The 19,648-nt window shown below is 72.5% G+C and carries 24 protein-coding genes and 3 tRNA genes; 19 read left to right on the plus strand and 8 right to left on the minus strand.

The genetic code is table 11. From position 1 onward, the window contains the following. Nucleotides 1–22 precede the first annotated feature (22 nt). The 9 genes from AC5RWQ_RS03535 (at nt 23) to AC5RWQ_RS03575 (ending at nt 6,336) form a co-directional block, all read left to right on the plus strand. Nucleotides 23–1,177 (plus strand): polyprenyl synthetase family protein, encoded by a 1,155-nt coding sequence (locus AC5RWQ_RS03535; RefSeq protein ID WP_494281303.1) that lies wholly within the window; start codon nt 23–25, stop codon nt 1,175–1,177. A 28-nt stretch (nt 1,178–1,205) separates the two neighbouring features. After that, the gene (gene crtI, locus AC5RWQ_RS03540) at nt 1,206–2,687 is read left to right on the plus strand and encodes a phytoene desaturase family protein (protein WP_494281304.1); all 1,482 of its coding nucleotides are present in this window, start codon (nt 1,206–1,208) and stop codon (nt 2,685–2,687) included. A 4-nt stretch (nt 2,688–2,691) separates the two neighbouring features. Next, entirely contained in the window at nt 2,692–3,309 is a 618-nt protein-coding gene (gene idi, locus AC5RWQ_RS03545) for an isopentenyl-diphosphate Delta-isomerase (RefSeq protein ID WP_494281305.1), read from the plus strand. Next, nucleotides 3,299–4,240, plus strand: a complete 942-nt coding sequence (locus AC5RWQ_RS03550; RefSeq protein ID WP_494281306.1) for a MerR family transcriptional regulator — start codon at nt 3,299–3,301, stop codon at nt 4,238–4,240. Before idi ends, AC5RWQ_RS03550 begins: the two co-directional genes overlap by 11 nt. A 72-nt stretch (nt 4,241–4,312) precedes the next feature. Beyond that, on the plus strand, nt 4,313–5,116 hold the full coding sequence (locus tag AC5RWQ_RS03555) for a polysaccharide deacetylase family protein (protein ID WP_494281307.1): 804 nt from the start codon (nt 4,313–4,315) through the stop codon (nt 5,114–5,116). Between the two features lie 155 nt (nt 5,117–5,271). Next, nucleotides 5,272–5,344, plus strand: a tRNA-Glu gene (locus AC5RWQ_RS03560). A 33-nt stretch (nt 5,345–5,377) separates the two neighbouring features. Continuing rightward, a tRNA-Asp gene (locus AC5RWQ_RS03565) sits at nt 5,378–5,454 on the plus strand. A gap of 82 nt (nt 5,455–5,536) precedes the next feature. Continuing rightward, a tRNA-Phe gene (locus tag AC5RWQ_RS03570) sits at nt 5,537–5,610 on the plus strand. 219 nt (nt 5,611–5,829) lie between these two features. After that, entirely contained in the window at nt 5,830–6,336 is a 507-nt protein-coding gene (locus AC5RWQ_RS03575) for an NUDIX hydrolase (protein WP_494281308.1), read from the plus strand. 436 nt (nt 6,337–6,772) lie between these two features. Here the strand turns inward: AC5RWQ_RS03575 and AC5RWQ_RS03580 are convergent, their stop codons facing one another. Next, nucleotides 6,773–7,078 carry a hypothetical protein gene (locus tag AC5RWQ_RS03580; RefSeq protein ID WP_494281309.1) on the minus strand — a complete coding sequence of 102 codons (306 nt, stop codon included), beginning with the start codon at nt 7,076–7,078 and terminating at the stop codon, nt 6,773–6,775. Nucleotides 7,079–7,881: 803 nt separating this feature from the next. Between AC5RWQ_RS03580 and AC5RWQ_RS03585 the strand changes: the two genes are divergently transcribed. The 5 genes from AC5RWQ_RS03585 (at nt 7,882) to AC5RWQ_RS03605 (ending at nt 10,730) form a co-directional block, all read left to right on the plus strand. Next, the gene (locus AC5RWQ_RS03585) at nt 7,882–8,190 is read left to right on the plus strand and encodes a DF family (seleno)protein (RefSeq protein ID WP_494281310.1); all 309 of its coding nucleotides are present in this window, start codon (nt 7,882–7,884) and stop codon (nt 8,188–8,190) included. A 314-nt stretch (nt 8,191–8,504) separates the two neighbouring features. Then, nucleotides 8,505–8,855: an ArsR/SmtB family transcription factor gene (locus AC5RWQ_RS03590; RefSeq protein WP_494281311.1), complete on the plus strand. Its 351-nt coding sequence runs from the start codon at nt 8,505–8,507 to the stop codon at nt 8,853–8,855. After that, nucleotides 8,852–9,319, plus strand: coding sequence for an SRPBCC family protein (locus tag AC5RWQ_RS03595; RefSeq protein ID WP_494281312.1), 468 nt, complete (start codon nt 8,852–8,854; stop codon nt 9,317–9,319). The genes AC5RWQ_RS03590 and AC5RWQ_RS03595 overlap by 4 nt, the downstream gene beginning before the upstream one ends. Further along, complete coding sequence (locus AC5RWQ_RS03600) at nt 9,306–9,881, plus strand: TIGR03086 family metal-binding protein (protein WP_494281313.1); 576 nt, start codon at nt 9,306–9,308, stop codon at nt 9,879–9,881. Before AC5RWQ_RS03595 ends, AC5RWQ_RS03600 begins: the two co-directional genes overlap by 14 nt. Before the next feature lie 60 nt (nt 9,882–9,941). After that, complete coding sequence (locus AC5RWQ_RS03605; RefSeq protein WP_494281314.1) at nt 9,942–10,730, plus strand: hypothetical protein; 789 nt, start codon at nt 9,942–9,944, stop codon at nt 10,728–10,730. Between the two features lie 66 nt (nt 10,731–10,796). On the opposite strand, the gene AC5RWQ_RS03610 is transcribed toward AC5RWQ_RS03605, so the two are convergent. After that, the gene (locus tag AC5RWQ_RS03610; RefSeq protein ID WP_494281315.1) at nt 10,797–11,963 is read right to left on the minus strand and encodes a hypothetical protein; all 1,167 of its coding nucleotides are present in this window, start codon (nt 11,961–11,963) and stop codon (nt 10,797–10,799) included. A gap of 184 nt (nt 11,964–12,147) precedes the next feature. Here AC5RWQ_RS03610 and AC5RWQ_RS03615 point away from each other — a divergent pair, with 184 nt between their 5' ends. Beyond that, complete coding sequence (locus AC5RWQ_RS03615) at nt 12,148–12,660, plus strand: SRPBCC family protein (RefSeq protein ID WP_334486538.1); 513 nt, start codon at nt 12,148–12,150, stop codon at nt 12,658–12,660. Between the two features lie 4 nt (nt 12,661–12,664). On the opposite strand, the gene AC5RWQ_RS03620 is transcribed toward AC5RWQ_RS03615, so the two are convergent. Continuing rightward, the gene (locus tag AC5RWQ_RS03620; RefSeq protein ID WP_494281316.1) at nt 12,665–13,372 is read right to left on the minus strand and encodes a DUF2786 domain-containing protein; all 708 of its coding nucleotides are present in this window, start codon (nt 13,370–13,372) and stop codon (nt 12,665–12,667) included. A gap of 127 nt (nt 13,373–13,499) precedes the next feature. On the opposite strand from AC5RWQ_RS03620, the gene AC5RWQ_RS03625 reads away from it, so the two are divergent. Then, nucleotides 13,500–13,937 carry a hypothetical protein gene (locus AC5RWQ_RS03625; RefSeq protein WP_334486542.1) on the plus strand — a complete coding sequence of 146 codons (438 nt, stop codon included), beginning with the start codon at nt 13,500–13,502 and terminating at the stop codon, nt 13,935–13,937. A 48-nt stretch (nt 13,938–13,985) separates the two neighbouring features. Here AC5RWQ_RS03625 and AC5RWQ_RS03630 read toward each other — a convergent pair whose 3' ends face one another. Next, complete coding sequence (locus tag AC5RWQ_RS03630; RefSeq protein ID WP_494281317.1) at nt 13,986–14,375, minus strand: hypothetical protein; 390 nt, start codon at nt 14,373–14,375, stop codon at nt 13,986–13,988. Between the two features lie 165 nt (nt 14,376–14,540). Here AC5RWQ_RS03630 and AC5RWQ_RS03635 point away from each other — a divergent pair, with 165 nt between their 5' ends. Beyond that, nucleotides 14,541–15,893 (plus strand): ABC transporter substrate-binding protein, encoded by a 1,353-nt coding sequence (locus AC5RWQ_RS03635; protein WP_494281318.1) that lies wholly within the window; start codon nt 14,541–14,543, stop codon nt 15,891–15,893. A gap of 60 nt (nt 15,894–15,953) precedes the next feature. Here AC5RWQ_RS03635 and AC5RWQ_RS03640 read toward each other — a convergent pair whose 3' ends face one another. Next, a complete protein-coding gene (locus tag AC5RWQ_RS03640) occupies nt 15,954–16,697 on the minus strand; it encodes an enoyl-CoA hydratase/isomerase family protein (protein WP_334486550.1) in 744 nt (247 codons plus the stop codon). Further along, nucleotides 16,694–17,551 (minus strand): 3-hydroxyacyl-CoA dehydrogenase family protein, encoded by an 858-nt coding sequence (locus AC5RWQ_RS03645; protein WP_494281319.1) that lies wholly within the window; start codon nt 17,549–17,551, stop codon nt 16,694–16,696. The genes AC5RWQ_RS03640 and AC5RWQ_RS03645 overlap by 4 nt, the downstream gene beginning before the upstream one ends. A 169-nt stretch (nt 17,552–17,720) precedes the next feature. Here AC5RWQ_RS03645 and AC5RWQ_RS03650 point away from each other — a divergent pair, with 169 nt between their 5' ends. Beyond that, entirely contained in the window at nt 17,721–18,020 is a 300-nt protein-coding gene (locus tag AC5RWQ_RS03650) for a hypothetical protein (protein WP_494281320.1), read from the plus strand. Nucleotides 18,021–18,063: 43 nt separating this feature from the next. Here AC5RWQ_RS03650 and AC5RWQ_RS03655 read toward each other — a convergent pair whose 3' ends face one another. Further along, a complete protein-coding gene (locus AC5RWQ_RS03655) occupies nt 18,064–18,843 on the minus strand; it encodes a class I SAM-dependent methyltransferase (protein WP_494281321.1) in 780 nt (259 codons plus the stop codon). Between the two features lie 53 nt (nt 18,844–18,896). Here AC5RWQ_RS03655 and AC5RWQ_RS03660 point away from each other — a divergent pair, with 53 nt between their 5' ends. Continuing rightward, complete coding sequence (locus tag AC5RWQ_RS03660; protein ID WP_334486558.1) at nt 18,897–19,277, plus strand: PPOX class F420-dependent oxidoreductase; 381 nt, start codon at nt 18,897–18,899, stop codon at nt 19,275–19,277. 95 nt (nt 19,278–19,372) lie between these two features. On the opposite strand, the gene AC5RWQ_RS03665 is transcribed toward AC5RWQ_RS03660, so the two are convergent. Then, nucleotides 19,373–19,582 (minus strand): BldC family transcriptional regulator, encoded by a 210-nt coding sequence (locus tag AC5RWQ_RS03665; protein ID WP_007073996.1) that lies wholly within the window; start codon nt 19,580–19,582, stop codon nt 19,373–19,375. Between the last annotated feature and the right edge of the window lie 66 nt (nt 19,583–19,648).

Consider the following 19,648-nt stretch of genomic DNA (forward strand, 5'->3'; position numbering starts at 1 on the left):
ACCCTAGGGTACGCTCGCCCACATGGCCAACGACGCAGTTGCGGGTAATGCGCTCCGCGTCGCGCCGGCTCAGCCGGGAGCGACGGACGATCCGGTCCGCGGCGTACTGGCCGCGTTCACCAAAGACCTGATCAAGGGAGTGGACGACACTCTCGCGGCGCTTCTGGCCGCCGAGGTCGCCTCGCTCACCGAGATCGACGCAGCGATGGGCGGATTCGCCGCAACGGCGCGCGACAACGTGCTGGCGGGCGGCAAGCGGGTCCGCCCCACCTTCGCGTACTGGGGCTGGCGCGGGGTGGTGGGCGGGGCCGCGCCGCTGCCCACGGTGCTCCCGGCGTTCGCCGCCCTGGAACTCCTGCACACCTTCGCGCTGGTGCACGACGACGTGATGGACGGCTCCGACACCCGGCGCGGCCTGCCCACCGCGCACCGCGCCGCCGCCGCCCGGCACGTCGCCGCCGGGCACACCGGCGACCCCGGCCGGTTCGGCGAGGCGGTGGCCGTGCTGATCGGCGACCTCTGCCTGGTCTGGGCCGACCGGCTGCTCAGCCACGCCACCCTGCCCCCGGCCCGGCTCTTCGACGTGCGGCGCTGCTACGACCAGATGCGCATCGAGACCGTCGCCGGGCAGTACCTCGACGTGCTCGGCGAGAACGACGCGGCCAACTGGTCGGTGGACCGGGCGCTGCGGGTGGCCCGCTACAAGACCGCCAGTTACACCGTCCAGCGGCCGCTGCTCTTCGGCGCCTGCCTGGCCGGCGTCGCCGCCGACGCACCGCTGATCGCCGCGTACACCCGCTACGGCCTGGCCGTCGGCGAGGCCTTCCAGCTCTGCGACGACCTGCTCGGCGTCTACGGCGACCCGGCGACGACCGGCAAGCCGGCCGGCGACGACCTGCGCACCGGCAAGCCCACCGCGCTGCTGATGCTGGCCCGGCAGCTCGCCACCCCGGGCCAGCGGCGCGCACTGGAGCGCGCCGGCACGGCCACCGGCCCCCGGGAGGTGGCCCGGCTGGCCGAACTGGTCGCCGACACCGGCGCGGTGGCCCGGGTCGAGCGGATGATCTCCGACCGGGTGACCGAGGCGCTGACCGCGCTCGACACCGCGTCGATCGACGAGACGGCGCGCACCGCGCTGACCGGTCTCGCCACCGCCGCCACGAACCGGCGAGCATGATGAGCGACTTTGCGAAGGAGGTGGTCACGTGCGCACCGTGAACGGACGTACGGACCGGGTGGTGGTCGTGGGCGCGGGCCTGGGCGGGCTGGCGTGCGCGCTGCACCTGGCCGGCAGCGGCCGGCAGGTGACCGTGGTGGAACGCGAGCCGGTGCCGGGCGGCCGGGCCGGCCGGCTCAGCGTCGACGGCTACGAGTTCGACACCGGGCCGACCGTGCTCACCATGCCCGACCTGATCGCCGAGGCGCTCGGCGCGGTCGGCGAGGAGCTGACCGACTGGCTGGACCTGACCCCGGTCGACCCCGCCTACCGGGCCTACTACCCGGACGGCTCGACGCTGGACGTCATCACCGACACCACCCGGATGGCGGCCGAGATCTCCCGGGTCTGCGGGCCCCGGGAGGCCGACGGCTACCTGCGGTTCGTCGACTACGCGCGCAACCTGTGGAACTGGGAGCGGGTCGACTTCATCGACCGCAACCTGGACGCCCCCACCGACCTGCTCACCGCCAACCTGGTGAAGCTGCTGGCCAACGGCGCGTTCCGGCGTCTCCAGACGAAGATCAACCAGTTCTTCTCCGACCCGCGTACCCAGCGCATCTTCTCCTTCCAGGCCATGTACGCCGGCCTCGCCCCGCACGACGCGCTGGCCATCTACAGCGTCATCGCGTACCTCGACTCGGTGGCCGGGGTGTACTTCCCGCGCGGCGGCATCCACGCGGTCTCCCGCGGCATGGCCGGCGCCGCCGAGAAGCACGGCGTGCAGTTCCGGTACGGCACCACGGTGACCCGGGTGGAGACCGCCAACGGGCGGGCCACCGGCGTGGTGACCGCGGACGGCGAGCTGATCCCGGCCGACGTGGTGGTGCTCAACCCGGACCTGCCGGTCGCCTACCGGGACCTGCTGCCCGAGGGGCGGCAGCGCAAGCTGACCTACTCGCCGTCCTGCGTCGTCCTGCACATCGGATCGAAGCAGGGGTATGAGAAGATCGCCCACCACAACATCCACTTCGGGCGCAAGTGGAAGGGCACCTTCGACGAGGTGATCCGGCGCGGCGAGCTGATGACCGACCCGTCGCTGCTGGTCACCAACCCGAGCCGGACCGACCCCTCGGTCGCCCCGGCCGGCCGGCACACCTACTACGTGCTCGCGCCGGTGCCCAACCTGCAACGCGCCCCGTTCGACTGGCGCGGTGACCTCAGCCGCCGCTACGCCGACCAGCTGATCCACACGCTGGAGGAGCGCGGGTACGTCGGCTTCGGCGACGGCGTCGAGGTGTTGCGCACGATCACGCCCGCCGAATGGGAGGAGCAGGGCATGGCCGCCGGTACGCCGTTCGCCGCCGCGCACAGCCTCTTCCAGACCGGGCCGTTCCGCCCGTCGAACCTGCACCGGACGCTGTCCAACGTGGTCTTCACCGGCTCCGGTACCCAGCCCGGCGTGGGCGTGCCGATGGTGCTGATCTCGGGCAAGCTCGCCGCCAACCGCATCACCGGCGCGGGTCGGTGATCAGGTGACCTCCCGGGAAGGACACCTTGTCGAGCTGGTCGACGACACCGGGCACGTGCTCGGCGAGGCCACCGTGGCCGCGGCGCACCAGGCGCCGGGGCGGCTGCACCGGGCCTTCTCGGTGCTGCTCGTCGACCCGGCCGGCCAGGTGCTGCTCCAGCGGCGGGCGGCGGCGAAGACCCGCTTCCCGCAGCGCTGGGCCAACTCCTGCTGCGGCCACCCCCGGCCCGGCGAGTCCCTGGTCGAGGCCGCCAACCGTCGGCTGGCCGAGGAGCTGGGCGCCGGCCCGGTGGAGCTCGCCGAGGTGGGCGTCTACCTCTACTACGCGGAGGACCCGGCCACCGGCCGGGTCGAGTTCGAGTACGACCACGTGCTGCGCGCCGACGTGGCGGCTGACGTCCAGACCCGGCCGGATCCCGACGAGGTGTCCGAGCTGCGCTGGGCCGACCCGGGCCGGCTGATGTCGGAGATCGACGCCGACCCGCGCACGTACGCACCCTGGCTGGGCGGAGTGGTCAGCCGACTGCTGCGCCCGAACAGGTCCACCGGCGGTCCCGCCGGCGACATCATCCCGCCCGGTGTTCCGGCGGACGACGCGTCGGAGCGGTCGGGTGGCCGATGAGCCGCTGAGCGCGGGGGCCGTCGCACGCCGACTGGGCGTGGCGGTCACCACGCTGCGCACCTGGCACCAGCGCTACGGCCTCGGCCCCAGCCAGCACGTACCGGGTCACCACCGGCGCTACACGCCGGCCGACCTGGCTCGCCTGGAGGTCATGCGCAAACTCACCGCAGAGGGCGTCAGCCCGGCCGAGGCCGCCCGCTGGGCCAAGCAGAGCCCGGCGGTCAGCCCCGCCCTCGAACAGCGGTTGCGGGCCGGGGTCGGCCGCGACGGCGGCGGGCAGACCATCCCGGTCGGCCGCGCCGGACCGGCCGCCCGCGGCCTGGCCCGGGCGGCCATGCGGCTGGACTCCACCGCGATCAGCGGGGCGATCTCGCACGCCCTGGCCACCGACGGCGTGATCGCCACCTGGGAGAGCCTGCTCCGCCCGGTGCTGTTCGGCATCGGCGAGCGGCACGCCGCCACCGCCGGGCTGATCGAGGTGGAGCACCTGATGTCCCGATGCGTCTCCGAGGCGTTCTCCGCCGTGGCGAGCAGCGGACGCCCCACCGGGCCGGCCCGGATCCTGCTCTCCTGCGCCGACGAGGAGCAGCACACCCTGCCCCTGGAGGCGCTGGCCGCCGCGCTCGCCGAGGCGGGAGTGGCCTACCGCACACTCGGCGCCCGGGTGCCGGTGGCCGCCCTGATCGAGGCGGTGAACCGGACCGGCCCGGCCGCGGTGGCGGTCTGGTCGCACACCCGGGCCACCGCCGACCCGGGGCAGCTCAGCGCCCTTCTCGCGGTGCCCCGCCGGCCCCTGCTGGTGTTGGCCGCCGGGCCGGGCTGGCGGGCCGAGACGCTGCCGGCCGGGGTGGTGCGGCCGGTGGATCTGGCGGAGGCGGTCTCGCTCGCGCTGGCCGTACGGGACTCGTTGGGCCAGTCGACAGGGGACTGACCAGGGCTGCCGCTTTAGGCGCGCGTCCACTACCGTCGGGGCGTCCGCGTAGCCGATCCCCTCGGAGTGACGATGCGTCCACGTCCTGTCCTGGCGGTCACCCTCGGCCTGGTTCTCCTGCTCGCCGGCTGCGGGGAACGGACCGGGACGACACCGCAGGCGGACGGCGCGACGGCGGCGGCCACCCCCAGCGCGCCGCTGCCGCCCGAGCCGACCCGGGCCCCGACGCCCCGGCCCACCCCCAAGCCCCCGGCGAAGCCCCCGCTACGGGCGCTGCCCGCCAAGCTGCCCGCCGGACTCAACCGCACCACGGGGGTACGCGGGGTAGCGCTCACCTTCGACGACGGCCCCAGCGCGGCCTGGACGCCGAAGGTCCTCGACCAGCTGCACGCCGCGCACGTCACCGCGACGTTCTGCGTGGTGGGAGTACAGGTGCGCAGGCACCCGCAGCTGGTCGCCAGGATCGTCCGCGAGGGTCACCAGCTCTGCAACCACAGCTGGCGGCACGACATGGACCTCGGCCGGCGACCGGTGGCCGAGATCCGGGCCGACATGGTCCGGACCAACGAGGCCATCCGCCGCGCCGTCCCCGGGGCGAAGGTGCCGTTCTTCCGTCAGCCGGGCGGCCGGTGGACCGCGGAGGAGATCGCGGTGGCCCGGCAGCTCGGGATGCGGCCGCTGCACTGGAGCGTCGACCCGCAGGACTGGGCGAAGCCGACCACGCCGACGATCATCCACCGGGTGGAGGGGGCCGCGCGCCCCGGCGCGGTGATCCTGATGCACGACGGCGGGGGCAACCGGGGTGGCACCCTGGCCGCCTGCCCGCACCTGATCTCCGACCTCAAACGCCGGTTCGGCATCGTCCCGCTCCGCTGACAGCCCTGCTGACCTGCGGTTATGCGGTACGGTGTGCCGCCGGCCATACCGGTTTGGCCGACCGGCGGGGCATGGCATATGCTTCTCATGCCTCCGGCGGGGCCGGATGGGAGCAAGTCCGCTTGAAGTTGCGAGTGTGCAATGATGGCGGGGCCGCCCTCATCGTCTAGCGGCCCAGGACGCCGCCCTTTCAAGGCGGTAGCACGGGTTCGAATCCCGTTGGGGGCACGGTCCGACTCCGGTCGGATGCAACAAATGCTAGGTCCTGTGGAGCAGTTGGAGTGCTCGCCGCCCTGTCAAGGCGGAGGTCGCGGGTTCAAGTCCCGTCAGGACCGCCAGCGCCGACGCCGCGTGAACCATTGCGCGGCGTTCTGCGTATCGGAGCATGTGACCCTCGGGTAGCATGACCCGGAGCACCACGGCCAGGTAGCTCAGTTGGTACGAGCGTCCGACTGAAAATCGGAAGGTCGGCGGTTCGACCCCGCCCCTGGCCACATAGCCTTTCGCCGGGCTACATGAGCGCCGATCAGCGGAAACGCAGGTCGGCGCTCAGCTTTGCGTGCCCGCAGCCTGTCTGTCCGGTCTGTCCCTCGCTGACCCCGGATTCCCACTAGTGGCCGCCGCTTATCGCACGTAGATCGCACGGGCTCTGCTACGTATGGCGGCCCACGCTGCCCCCTCCTCGACTGGCCTCCGCTCGGTAGGCTCCCTCGATGGCGATCTCTCCCTATCTCCGGGATCTGCGTACGAAGCTCGGGCAACACCTGTTGATGCTGCCCTCGGTTAGTGGCGTGGTCTGCGACGAAGATCAAATCCTTCTCGTGCGACGCGCCGACAACGGATGCTGGTCCCTACCAGCAGGAGCGGTCGAGCCGGGCGAGCAACCCGCAGACGCCCTCATCCGCGAGGTCGAGGAAGAAACCGGCGTGCGGGTCGTTGTCCAGAGCATCGCGGGCGTCGCGCTCTACCCTCGCACCTACCCCAACGGGGATGTCTGCCAGTACATGAACGTCTGGTTCCGCTGCCGTCCGGCTGGTGGCCAAGCGCGGGTCAACGACGACGAGGCGCTGGCCGTCCGATGGTTTCCTGTGCGGGCGCTACCAGAGATGGAACCGACCGCAAAACTCCGGATCGAAACCACCCTCGCCAACCCTGAGGGCGCCTGGTTCGCTCGTCCAGGCGAGCAGCACGACGTGCTGACTACGTCCGGCAGCTCGTGAAGGAGTGTGCTCAACCGGTCGCAATGCCCGAAACGCCTGCTCGCGACAGCTGGCTCGAATGCTTCTCATGCCCGCCCGTGACCCCTAAGTGTGGCGGCTACCGGCCGCGGACGGCCCATCGCGGCCGGAGGATTATGAGAAGACCACGGATGGCTGGTGAGGTTGCTGCGCCCCTGGTCAGCCCGTCAGCTGTTGTCGAGCAAATGCTGGCATCTGCCGGTGGTCTTGGCTGTACGGATGGCTATACAGCGCGTCTCGCGGGATCTCCTCGGTCAGGCAGGCTTGTCCCTACGCCCTCGCGGTGCCTGAGCGAGGGAGCCCGCCTAGCGGGCGTCCGCCGCTGATCTCCGAGGGAAGGCCGGGGTTCGGGGCGGAGCCCCGAGATGGCGCCGGGTGAGGGGGTCGAGCGCTGTGCCACCCGATTGGTCGCGTGCTGTTACTCGGCTGGTGGTGAGATCAGGTCAACAACACCATTGCCAATGAAGAGTAAGCCGACGAGCATCAGCCCGATCCCCCAGATGTACCGACCGAGGGCGAACCCGCCATGGCGCTTCATCTCCTCCGGGGGTACCTCGCGGCCCTCCACCCAGCGAGCCATCCAGCGAGTCGATGAACTCCGCGCGATCTGACGGGCGTGCTCGTCTGCGACACCGAAGAGGTTCGCTACCCAGATGAGGCCGACGAACCCAAGGAGCAGGCCGAATCCGATGAGGCCAAGAGCCTGCTCAATGTGCAAAGGCATGACGGCTCCAAAGTGGGCGAACGCCTCCGGCAATGTGCGAAGCCAGGATAGGCGATGATTAGAACCTCGATCACGACGCGCTGCCGGCCGGAGGGCGCCAGCAGGCCGGGGCCGGGCCGGCGCGGCCCGCTTACGGGCCGCCTTGATGAGTACGCGGGCAAAGACCGGCTCTTCGTCAGCCGTGACGGATCACCGTTGCGGGGGGACAGCCTGTATCAGGCGTTCGTCCGGGCACGGAAGAAGGTGTGCCTGGATGACCTGACCTTCCACGACCTGCGGCACACGGGGCAAACCCTCGCCGCGCGTGGCGGCGCACGGAGCTGGCGGCGCACGGAAATGTCGCACGGCTGCCCCGGCACATCACCATGCGCGGCTAGCTGATGGGTTACTCCCGCGATACGACGAACCAACCCAGCGCAGCTAGAGCAACCAGCAGTGCTGCCGCCGACAGGATGCCCGAGATCAGGAAGGGCATGGGGATTAGCGACGTGGCTTCCAGGATCAGCAGACTTGCGGCAACCAACATGACGCCGACGCCAACGCGGACTCGCCGGGACTGCTGGCTACATGAGCGCCGATCAGCGGAACGCAGGTCGCCGCTCTGCTTTTCACCTCCGCTGCCCGCCTGTCCGGTCTAACCCTCGTTGGCCCCGGAATCCCACTGATGGCCGCCCCTTGTTGCACGTGGATTGCACGCGACGGACCGCCGCTGAACGGCGTCGCGGGGCCTGGTGGTGATCGACGTAGGATCGGTAGGCAAGGTGACACCGCCAGGCCGCCTCGGACGAGACTGCGGGTAGGACATGATCGAGATCCTGTTCTTCGACGGTTGCCCGAACCATGAGGGACTGGAGGGGCACCTGCGGTCCTTGCTGGCCGAGGCCGACACTGACGAGCCGATCACGTCGCGGCGGATCGAATCGGACGAAGACGCCGAGCGTGAGGGGTTCCTCGGCTCGCCCACCATCCGGGTCAACGGGGTAGATGTCGACCCCACTACCTCTGAACGTGACGCCTACGGCCTGATGTGCCGCGTCTACGCCACGGAGGACGGGCTGAGGGGCACTCCACCTGACCAGTGGATCCTTGATGCCCTTCGTCGGCATATCTGAGCCGCGGTCGGTCGTCACCAGGAGCTTGACCGGAATCCCGCCTTCGACAGCTGATGCACCGCAGAACGAACCGAACCATCGCCTTGGGCGACGGCAATGCGGTGGGGCAGGCAAGAGCGGGCCGCTGTCGCTGCCACCATCGCCACCACGCGCACCACGCGGAGGGCGTCCAGGACCGGGGCGGCGCCGTCGAAGCTCAGGTCCCTCCTGGCGCCACGGTGGCAGCCCGTGAAGGTTGGGCCGCTGTCACTTGACCGGGTTGCACCCGGCCCGCTACCGTTTCTTTAAACCGATCAGTTGAAACGAGGATGTCGATGCCGCTCGACGCCTTGTCCAAGGTCTTCGCGGCCCTCGCCGACCCGACGCGCCGCGACATCGTGGCCAGGCTCTCGGTAGCCGACGCCACGGTGAACCAGCTCGCCGAGCCATACCAGATGAGCCTGCAGGCGGTGTACAAGCACCTACGGGTGCTGGAGGAGGCGGGCGTGGTGAGCCGATTACCAGGCCCGCAGCCGCGTCCGGTGCACCTGGAAGTCGGCGCGCTGGACCTGATGGACGAATGGACCGAGCGGTACCGCCGCCAAGCCGAAGAGCGCTACCAACGCCTCGACCGGGTGCTGGCCGCGATGGTCGAGACCGACGACGACGAGGAGCACCAGTCATGACAAAGGTGGAGGCGGATCCCACGATTCCCATCATCCGCATCACACGCGACTTCCGGGCCACACCTGAGCGGCTGCTGCGGGCGCACACAGACCCGGAGCTCTTCGCCCAGTGGGTCGGCCCGAACAGCATGCAGACGCGCATTGACCATTGGGACGCGCGTACCGGCGGCAGCTTCCGGTTCTTGTCCATCAGGGATGGTCTCGAATTCGGCTTCCATGGCTGCTTCCACGAGATCCGGCCGGATCGCATCGTGCAGAGGTTCACGTTCGAGGGCGACCCTGACGGGGTTGCCCTGGAGACGCTCTGGTTCGAGGATCTCGGCAACGGCTGGACCAGGCTCCGCACGCAGTCTCTTGTGGACAGCTTCGAGGGCCGCGACGCCTGGCTGAAGAGCGGCATGGAGATCGGCGTGGAAGACGGGTACGCCAAGCTCGAAAGAATGCTGGCCAATGGCCCTGTCTGACCTCGACCCGACAGAGCGGCACCGCCACATCGCGGCCACATTTACCGACCGCGTCCGCGCCGCCAGACATTGGGACGCCCCCTCGCCGGTGCCTGGTTGGACAGCCCGCGACGTGGTGCGCCACCTGACCGAATGGCTCCCACCGTTCCTCGCCGCCGGCGCCAGCGTCGACCTGCCCCGCGGGCCGAGCGTGGACGACGACCCGGTCGCCGCCTGGCAGGCTCACTGCGATGGCGTGCAGGCGCTGCTGGACGATCCGGGAACCCCGCAACGGATGCTGGTCGACCGGCACATCGGCGAGGTGCCGCTCGACCAGGCGATCGACAGGTTCTACACCTCCGACGTGTTCATGCACACGTGGGACCTGGCCCGCGCCACCGGGCAGAACGACCGGCTCGACACCGGCTTCTGTCAAGTGCTGCTGGCTGAGATGGAGCCACTCGAAGACGTGCTCCGCTCGTCAGGCCAGTACGGCCCTCGCGTAACCACCCCCGGCGACGCCGACGCCCAAACCCGGCTCATCGGGCACATCGGCCGCGACCCGTTCTGGACGCCCGCCTAGGGACCTCGGTCGGGGAAGGTCCCGATGGTGGGCTGGGCGGAACGGATCGAGACTGGCCACATGACAGTGGAAAGAGCACTCCGCCACCCGATCGGTCGGCTCGCCACCTCGTGGCGGACGGCGTACGGCGCGCAGAGCCGCCGATCCTTCGGCTTCTCGCTCCGCGCGGTACCGCTTGCCCTGCTGCAGGCGGCCCGGGCGGCCGGCGCGGGACGTCTCCGGGCGCTGGCCCGCGCCCTGCTGGCCCTGCCGGTCGCCCTCGCCTCGACGGTGCTGACCGCCACCCTCGCGTTCCTGGTCCTGATCAACGTGCTGGCCTATCCGTTCCGCAGTCTCCTGGGCCTGCCCGGTCCGACCGACGGCGGGTACCAGGACTCCTGGGGCGGGCCCACCCTCGCCGGCGCCTGGGCCGTCCACGCCGGTCTGGTGCTGACGCTCGTCGTCCCGGTCGTGGCGTGGGCCGTCCGAGGCCTCACCAGCCTGCAACACCGACTCACCGGTGTCGCGGCCACCCGCGCCGGCACGGCCCGACCGGTGCCCGTCCAGTCGACGCCCGTACTGCCCGCCCCCACCGGGCCGGCGTCCGTCGAGCCGGCACCCGTCCGAGCGGTCGCCGCGCCGGTGGGGCGTGCTCCGGTCGCCCGCGTACCCCGGCTGGTCGTCGTCGGTGCGGCAGTCGCCCTGTTCGTCGGGTTCTCGCTGACCGCGCACGCCATGGGCATCGGCGACAATCTGCTCTGGTTGCCCCGCGACCTGACCAGCTCCCTGGCGCTGGCCGTCACGGTCGCGCCGCTGGCCGCGCTTCCCCTCGTCACCGGCCCGGCCCGGTGGCGCCGCCGCCAGCACTGAACGCCCTGGCTGCGGCACACCGCCACCCACGCCGACCGGGGCCGACCTCGAGCTCGCTGGCCGAGGTCAGCGGTCGGGGCGTTGGCGCCGCTGGGCCATCCCGCCCTGGATCGCCTCCCAGACGCTCCGGCCGGCCTGCCGCAGGGTCTCCCCCGCCTGTCCGGCGAGCTGGGACGCCTGAGCCGCGGCCTCCTGCGCGCGTTCCCCGACCCCCTGCGGGCGTTCGCCGCCCTCCCGGCCGGTTCCGACACCGCCCTCCGCAGCGCCGGACGGACGTCGGCCGCCCTCCTGCCCGGTTTCCCCACCAGGCCGGGCACCCTCGGCCCCGCCCCGGGCACCGCCCCGGGCGCCCTCGCCCCGCTCCGCACCCGCACCGCCAGTTTCGGCAGCACCGGGCCGGGCGCCCTCGGCGCCGCCGCGATCCGCACCCGCACCGCCGGTCCCGGCAGCACCGGTCGGGCCTGCACCGGTGGCGCCGCCCTGGCCGGCGGCGCCGCCCGTGGCGCCCGTACCCCCGGGGGGAGCGGGCGTGGACGGCGCGATCGGGCCCAGTGGGGGCTCCGGCGGCGAACCCACCGGCGCCGGGCCGGCCGGCGACTCCGGCCGGGGCCCGACGGGCCGTTCCGGCCGGACGGCCCCGGGAGCCTCGGGTCGGGCCGGCCGGGGGGTGTTGACGCCCTGCGGGTGGCCGGGTGACGCGGGGGGTCGGCGAACGCCCGTCGCCCCCTCGGCTCGCAGGTCGTCGGGGACCACCGTGCCGACCCGGTCGGCCACGGCACCGATCGAGGCCACCGGCTGGCGGACCTGCCGGCCGGCCTCGTCGATGAGCGGCGCGGTCGCGTCGGTGACCCGGTCGGCGAAACGGTTGACGTCGGTCAGCGCCACGTCGGCGCTACGGGCCAACGCCTGGATGATCTCCGGGTTGCGGTCGAGGGTGGTCAGCGCGCGGTCCAGGATCTCCACCAGCCGCTCCAGCCGGACCTTCAGCAGGGCCTCGGCCTGGACGCCCTCGATGTCCAGCTCCACGCCCGCCAGGTGCACCCGCACCCCGGCGTCCAGCTGGAGGAGGTTGGCCAGCCGGACGCGCAGCGACACGTCGGCGTCGAGCTCGTTCACCGCCAACCGGATCGCGTCGACCGACACGTTCGGGATGTCGAGCAGGACGTCCGGCTCGACGTCCCGCCGGTCCCCGGTCCGCTCCGGCTCGGGTGGCCGTGCCCCGCTCTGGCTCATGCTTCCGCTCCCCGTCGGGCGGCCCGGCGCCGGGCCACGTCAGCCGCGGTTACCCGCTTTGGGGAGCGCCATCCGTGGCCCCGGAGGCACGCTCCGGCTCGCCGCGGAACCCGATGTCACTGTCCGGAAGGAGGCAGAGACGCGAAGCTGCACAGCGAGGCATCAGCCGGTATGGTCCGGGCCTATGGGACAGGAGATGGCGGATCCGGACCACGTCCGTCAGAACGTCGAACGGTACTGGCTCCGCAGCAGTCTTCTCGTCCCCGCCACCGCCGAGCAGGCGTTCGCCGTCTTCACCGGGGCGCTGACCGACTGGTGGGTCCGGGAATACACCTGGTCCGGCCCGGCGGCCCTGGCCGAGTTGGGGATGGAACCCCGGGCCGGCGGGATGCTCTACGAGATCGGCCCGTACGGCTTCCGCGGCGACTGGGGGCGGGTGCTCACCTGGGATCCGCCCCGCCGGCTCGTCTTCACCTGGCAGCTCGGCCCGGACCGGGTGCCGGTGCCGGACCCGGCGCGGGCCAGCGAGGTCGAGGTGCTGTTCCTGCCCGACGACTCGGGGCAGACCCGGGTCGAGGTGGAGCACCGGCACTTCGACCGGCACGGCGAGGCCGCCGAGGGCTACCGGAAGGCGCTCACCGCCGGCTGGCACGAGCTGCTCAGCAGGTACCTCGCGGTGGTCTCCCGGCGGAGCTGACCGCTCACCGCCCGATCCCCGGCGGCGCGTCGGAGCCGTCGACCGCCCCGGCGCCGCCCAGCTCCGCCCGGCGTCCCGCCGCGGCCCCCGGGCCGAAACCGCTGCCGGCCAGTCGACGGCGCGGCGCGCTCCGCAGCCGCGGGTAGACCTCGGTCACCCGGCGGGCCACCCGGTCGGAGCGGTCCGCGAGGACCAGCGCGACCGAGGGCTCGCCGCGCTCGGCCACCGCGCCCGCCTCCGCCGCCCGCAGCCGCTCCCCGACCACCCCGGCGAAGCCGGCCAGCCAGGAGCGGCGGAAGGCGGCGGGCTGCTCACCGGCCGGTACGACCGCCGCGGCCAGCCCGTGCGCGGCCTGGACCAGCAGCGAGGTGAAGAGCAGGTCGACGCGTTCCAGGTCGCTGGCGAAGCCGAAGAGGTGCAGGGCGAAGCCGCTGCCCTCCCGCCGGCGTACGCACCGGCAGCGCAGTGGGTCGGCGACCGCGGCGAGCAGCGCGGCCTTGTCCCGGGCGTACGGGGCGGGCACGTCGACCACCCGGTCGCCGACCGGATCACCGGCCGGGTCGCGGGCGGCCAGCAGCGCCCGGTCGACGCCGTAACGGGCGATCAGCTCGGTGGCCTTGGCGGTGAAGGCTGCGGACTCGGCGGCCGTGCAGGCCGGGTCCTCCGCCTTGGCCAGCAGCTTGCGGACCTTGCTGAGCATCGCCTCGGACATGGCTACCAGAGCTATCACAGAAGTTTCACGGGTTCGCCACCGCCGGCCCGGACATTGACCGGTACCATCGCCACGCTCAGCTCCCTGTCCGCAACACAGGGTCCACCCCCATCCCTGGAGGCACCACATGGCATCACCGGTCGCCCGCCTGACGGCAGGCACGGCGGCGCTGTCGCTGCTCGCCCTCGGCGCACCCGCGCAGGCCGCCCCCGAGGCCGACGCGACGGCCAGCCCGACGACCAACCTGGCCGCACCCCTGGCCACCTGCTACGGCGGCGCGGTCCGCTCGTACTTCCAGACCGGCTCGTGGGGCGGCGAGGCCGGCACCTACCGGACCACCAGCCGCTGCCGTGACATCAACGTCCGCAACGCCAGCGCGTTCGGCACCGAAGCCTGCGTGGTCTTCGTCGACAAGACCGAGAGCTGCAACTACCTGACCTACCTGAAGCCGGGGTCGAGCTGGACGGCGGTGGCCACCAACGTGCGCGACGGGGTCAACTTCCGGGTCCGCTTCTCCAACCTGCGCTACCAGTACGATCCGCTGATCGCGTACCACGCGTTCTGACCGGCGCCGGCGCGGCGCCCCGGCCCTTTCCGGCCGGGCGCCGCGCCGTCACCCGGCCCGGTCGCGCAGGGTGGCCACGGTCGAGCCGGCCAGGGTCAGCAGGCAGTCGGGCAGCTGGCCGTCGGCGACGGCCGCCCCGAAGAGCGCCTCGCCGGTGTCGGCGTCGTGGTTGGCGTACGCGCTGACGAAGCGGGCCACCCAGCGGGCGTCGTAGCCGGCCTCCTCGATACCGGGGAAGTCGAGCGCGCAGGCGCCCGGCGGGGGCGGGTCGCCCACCATGGTGGCGGCGAGACACCAGGCGACCCCGTACGCCCCGGCGAGTCCGGCCCGGTCCACCACAGCGTCGAAGGTTCCCACCACCGCGTCACCGTCGCCGGCCAACGCGGAACGGAGGACGGCGGTCGCGTCGTCGAACGTCTGGTCGGGTACGTCGGTCACCTGCGGAACAGTAGGACGACCGGTCAAGCGGTGACCCGGCACGACGCGCCGGTAACGCAGCGTACGGGCAGGTGTCGGGCCGCCGACGCGGGCCGGCTCCACGCTCCCGTGATCCGGACGGGCACGCTATCGTGCCCAGCGGACCTCCCCGGAGGAAGGAAGACAATGCTCGTAACACGCGGCCCGCGCGCAGCCATCGTGGCGGCCAGTGCGGCGTTCCTGCTCGTCACCAGCGCATGCGGGACGACCGACAAGCCTGAAGAGGCAGCCACGCCGCAGGTTCGCCTGTACGGCACCGACGGCAACATGCTGAACTCCTTCGCAGCCGAGCTGAAGGACAACGCCAACCTGGTCGACGGCATGAAGGGCACCACCCCGCTCACGCCGTTGGCCGAGGACTTCAAGGAACGACTACGCGCCGTCGACCCGAAATTGACGGACTTCCTCTACGCGGCGGAGTCGTACGACGCCGTGATGATCAGCGCGCTGGCGGCGCAGCTGGCCGGCACCACCCGGCCGTCGGAGATCGCCAAGCAGATCGTCGGGGTGACCAACAACGGGCAGCGCTGCACCGAGCCGGTGAGCTGCCTGGCGCTGGCCCGCGACGGTCAGGACATCGAGTACCGCGGCCCGTCGCTGAACCGGGCCGGGTTCACCGACGCGGGCGAGCCGGCCACCGCCAGCTACGCGACGCTGCACTTCGACGACCAGAAGATCAACGACGCGAAGACCGAGTTCGTCGGCGCCGGGGACGAGACCGGGGCGAGCACCAAGAACCCGCCGAAGCCGAGGAAGCAGCGGGGCGGCCGGACCGACCGCAGCGACGGTTCTCCGCTGATCCTCGGCGGCCTGCTGCCGAAGACCGGTGATCTGGCCCTGGCCAACCCGCCGCTGGCGGCGGGCGCGGCGCTGGCGGTCAAGGAGATCAACGCCGCGGGTGGCGTACTCGGCGAACCGGTGGTCTGGATCGACGGCGACGACGGCACCAGCCCGGAGGTCGCGAAGGCCACCGTGGCCTCCCACATCCGCAAGAAGGTCCAGGTCATCATCGGTGCCGCCGCCTCCGGCATCTCCAGCTCGGTGCTGCCGGACGTGGTGGCGGCGGGCCGGATCCTCTTCTCCCCGTCCAACACCGACTCGGGGCTGACCAACGCGGAGGACAAGGGGCTCTACTTCCGTACCGCCCCGCCGGACAGCCTCCAGGGCCGGGCGTTGGCCGACGTGATGCTCCGGGACGGGCCGCACAAGATCGTCCTGGTGGCCCGGAAGGACTCCTACGGTGAGGGCCTCCAGGAGACGGTGCGGGCGGAGCTGGAGCGGGCCGGCGTCGGCGGCGACCGGGTGAAGCTGCTGACCTACGACCCGCCGGCGGACGCCAAGGCCCCGCCGGTGGACTTCTCCGGCATGGCGAAGGACATCAAGTCGTACAGCCCTGAGGCCGTGCTGATCATCGGCTTCAGCGAGAGCGCGGGGCTGATCAACGCGCTCGCCGACGCGGATGTGCCGATCCGGCACTGACCACGGAAGGCGACGGCCGCACCGGTGGACCGGTGCGGCCGTCGCGCGTCGCGGGGCGGTTCAGCGCGGGCGCCGCCGCTCCAGGAAGTCGGTCATCCGCCGACGCTTCTCCTCGTCCTCGAAGAGCACCGCCTGGCTGACCAGGTCGAGGTGCGGGTGGGCGGCGGCCGGCGCGTCCACCGCCAGCTTGGTCAGTCGCAGCGCCAGCGCCGAGCCCTTGGCCATCTCGTCGAGCAGGCCGTGCGCAGTGGGCAGGAGCTCGGCCGGCTCGTCCACCACCCGGTTGACCAGGCCGATCCGCAGCGCCTCGTCGGCGTCGACCCGGCGGCCGGTGAAGAGCAGTTCCTTGGCCCGGGCCTCACCGATCAGCGCCGGCAGCCGGTACGTCGCGCCCGCACCGGCCAGGATGCCCAGTCGCACCTCGGGCTGGCCGAAGACCGCCCGGGCCGTGCAGACCCGCAGGTCGCAGGCGTACGCCAGCTCGGCGCCGCCGCCGAGCGCCGGGCCGTCGACGGCGGCGACGGTCGGCATGGGCAACGCCCGGATCCGGGCGAAGGCCGCCTGGTTGATCGCGGCGAGGGCGTCCAGCCGACCGCGTTCGCGCAGCTGGGCGATGTCGGCGCCGCCGGCGAAGATGCCCTCGGCGCCGCCGGTGAGCAGCAGCAGCCGGGGGCGTGCCTCCAGGTCCGCGCAGACGGCGTGCAGCTCGCCGATCAGGTCGGCGTCGATGGCGTTGCGCTTCTCCGGGCGGTCCAGCGTCACCACCAGCCGGTCCGGCAGTTCCTCGATCCGCAGCCCGCTCATCGCTTCTCACCGCCTTCCCAGCGGTAGAAGCCCTGGCCGGACTTCTTGCCCAGCTTCCCGGCGGCGACCATCTCCTCGAGCAGCGGCGGCGGCGCGAAGCGGTCCCCGTACGCGGCCCGCAGGGTCCGGGCGATGTCGAGCCGGACGTCCAGGCCGACCAGGTCGGTGAGCTCCAGCGGGCCGACCGGGTGCCGGTAGCCGAGCACCATCGCCTTGTCGATGTCGCCCGCGCTGGCCACCCCGTCGGCAACCATCCGGATCGCCTCCAGGCCGAGGGTGACGCCGAGCCGGGAGGTGGCGAAGCCGGGCATGTCGCGTACGACGACGGGGTCCTTGCCCAGCCGGCCGGCGAGCGCGACGGCCGCCGCGGTGGTCTCCGCCGCGGTGGCCGGGCCGACCACGACCTCCAGCAGGGCCATCGCCCAGACCGGGTTGAAGAAGTGCAGCCCGAGGAAGCGGTCCGGCCGGTCGAGCCCGTCGGCCAGCTCGGCGATCGGGATGCTGGAGGTGTTGCTGCCCAGCAGCGCCGGCCGCAGCCGCTCGGCGGCGCGCAGCACCGTCCGCTTCAGGTCGGGCCGCTCGGGCACCGCCTCGACCACCACATCCGGCTCCGGGGCGACCTCGTCCAGGGCCCCGCGCAGGGTCAGCCGGGCGCGGTTCGCGTCCGCCTGCGCGGCGTCGAGCTTTCCGCGCGCCACCGCCCGGTCCCACAGCTCCCCGAGGCGGGTGGCGGCGGCCTGCGCCCGACCCGGGTCCACCTCGACCAGGTCGACGGCATGGCCCGCGCCGGCCGCCACGTACGCGATGCCGAGGCCCATCGTGCCGGCCCCGACGACGACAAAACGACCACTCATGACGCTCCCTCGCTGCGTGCGGCGGCGCACGGGGTCTCCGTCGCGTCGCACCGCTCGCTTCGCTCGCTCATGGGTGCGACCCTATGCAGCACCGCGCCGGGCGGCATGCGTGGGGGAGCGCCCGGTCGGGTACAGACGGCGGTCAACACCGAGGGAAGGACCAGTCGACATGAGCCAGGCACCGGAGAGCGTCGAGAGCACTCAGACGGCCGGCGAGACCGTGGAGACGCGGGGCGACGAGCGCGTCGACCTGCTCCGCGCGGACACCAACAACGACGGGAAGACCGACGTGTGGGTGGTGGACACCGACGGCGACGGCAAGGCCGACCTGTTCCAGTTCGACACCGACGGTGACGGCAAGGTGGACATCACCATGGTCGACATCGACGAGGACGGCACCCCGGACGAGGTGGTCGACGGTGACGGCGGCCTGCCGCCGGAGCAGCTCCCCCCGACCGTCCAGGTCTAGGCCGCGCCGGGGCCTCCGGTTGGCCGGGGGCCCCACCGGCGGCTCAGCCCGCCAGCCGCAGGGTGGCCAGATAGTACGGGGCGTCGCGGTCGTCCACGTCGGTCAGTCGCCAGCCGGTGCCCGGGACCAGTTCGGCCAGTTCCTCGGCCGAGCAGACCAGGTAGTCGAACCAGTCGGTGCCCAGCTCCCGGTAGCGCAGCCGGAGCCGGAGCTGACCGCCGAAGCGGCCGCGCCGCCGGTTCAGCTCGTGGTAACCGGTGTGCACCGGGTCAGTCGTGCCGTACGGGTCCGTGCCGTGGGCGATGACCTGCGCGCCGGGGCGGGCCATCGCGGCCAGCGCGGCGAGGAAGGCTGGTGCCCGTTCCCGCCCCTCGATCAGCCCGAGGTTGTTGCCGAGCAGCAGGAACGTGTCGTACCGGCGGCCGGCGGCGACGTGCTCGTCGACCGTGGCGTGGACGAGCTGCCGGACGCCCCGGTGCCGGCAGACCCGCAGCGCGCCGAGCGAGGTGTCCAGCCCGGTGACCGGGACCCCGCGTTCCTGGAGCACCAGCGCGATCCGCCCGCCGCCGACGCCGATGTCGAGCGTCTCGCCGCGGGCCCGGTCGACGGCCCGGTGGTCGTACGGCTGCCAGTCCTGCGGCCCGTCCAGGTAGTGCGCGGCGGGAGCGCCGTTGATCAGCCCGTCGTCACGCTCGATGATCTCGATGACCGGCCGGGGCAGCCGTCCGCCGACCAGCGGCCGGGGACCGATCCCGGTGTGCACCGCGTACGCGTCGCGCAGCATCTCGCCGAAGACGTCGCCGATCCTGGGTTCCCCGGTCACCACGCCACGCTACTTGCCGGCCAGCTGGGCTGTCGCGGCCGTATCCTGGCGGCGTGACGGAGCTGGACCGCCTGGCGGCGGAGAAGTACGTCCTGCTGACGACGTTCCGCAAGGACGGTCGCGCGGTGCCCACCCCGGTGTGGGCGGTCCGCGACGGCGACACGCTGGCGGTCTGGACTGCCGCCGACTCCGGGAAGGTCAAGCGGATCCGGCGCGACGGCGCGGTGACGGTGGCGCCGTGCGACGTGCGGGGACGCCCGCACGGCGGGGCGGTGCCGGGGCATGCGGTGCTCACCGGCCCGGAGGAGAGCCGCCGGGTCCGCGACCTGATCAAGCGGAAGTACCGGCTGCTGGGCCGGCTCAGCCTGCTCGGCAGCCGGCTGCGCCGGGGCGAGCGGGGCACGATCGGGATCCGGGTGAGCCTCCAGGAGTGAGCCACCCGACCCCGGACATGGTTCAGGGGCGGTGGATCGGCGCTGTCGCGCCGTCCGCCCGCCCCTGAGACCGGAACGTCCTGGTTGCCGGGAGGTCAGTCCCCCTGGCGCTGCTGCGGGATCTGCCCCTGGAGCAGTGCCCGTACCTCCGACTCGCGGTACCGACGGTGGCCACCCAGGGTCCGGATCGCGCTGAGCTTCCCCGCCTTGGCCCACCGGGTCACCGTCTTCGGGTCGACACGGAACATCGACGCCACCTCGGCCGGCGTGAGTAGCGGCTCCGGTTCGTGCGTTCGCGATGCCATCGGTCACTCCTCCACATGTATAGACATCGGCCGGGGTCCCGCCGGCCGACGCGTCTCCCATGGTCC

It is taken from the genome of Micromonospora sp. BS32 (genome assembly GCF_059089345.1).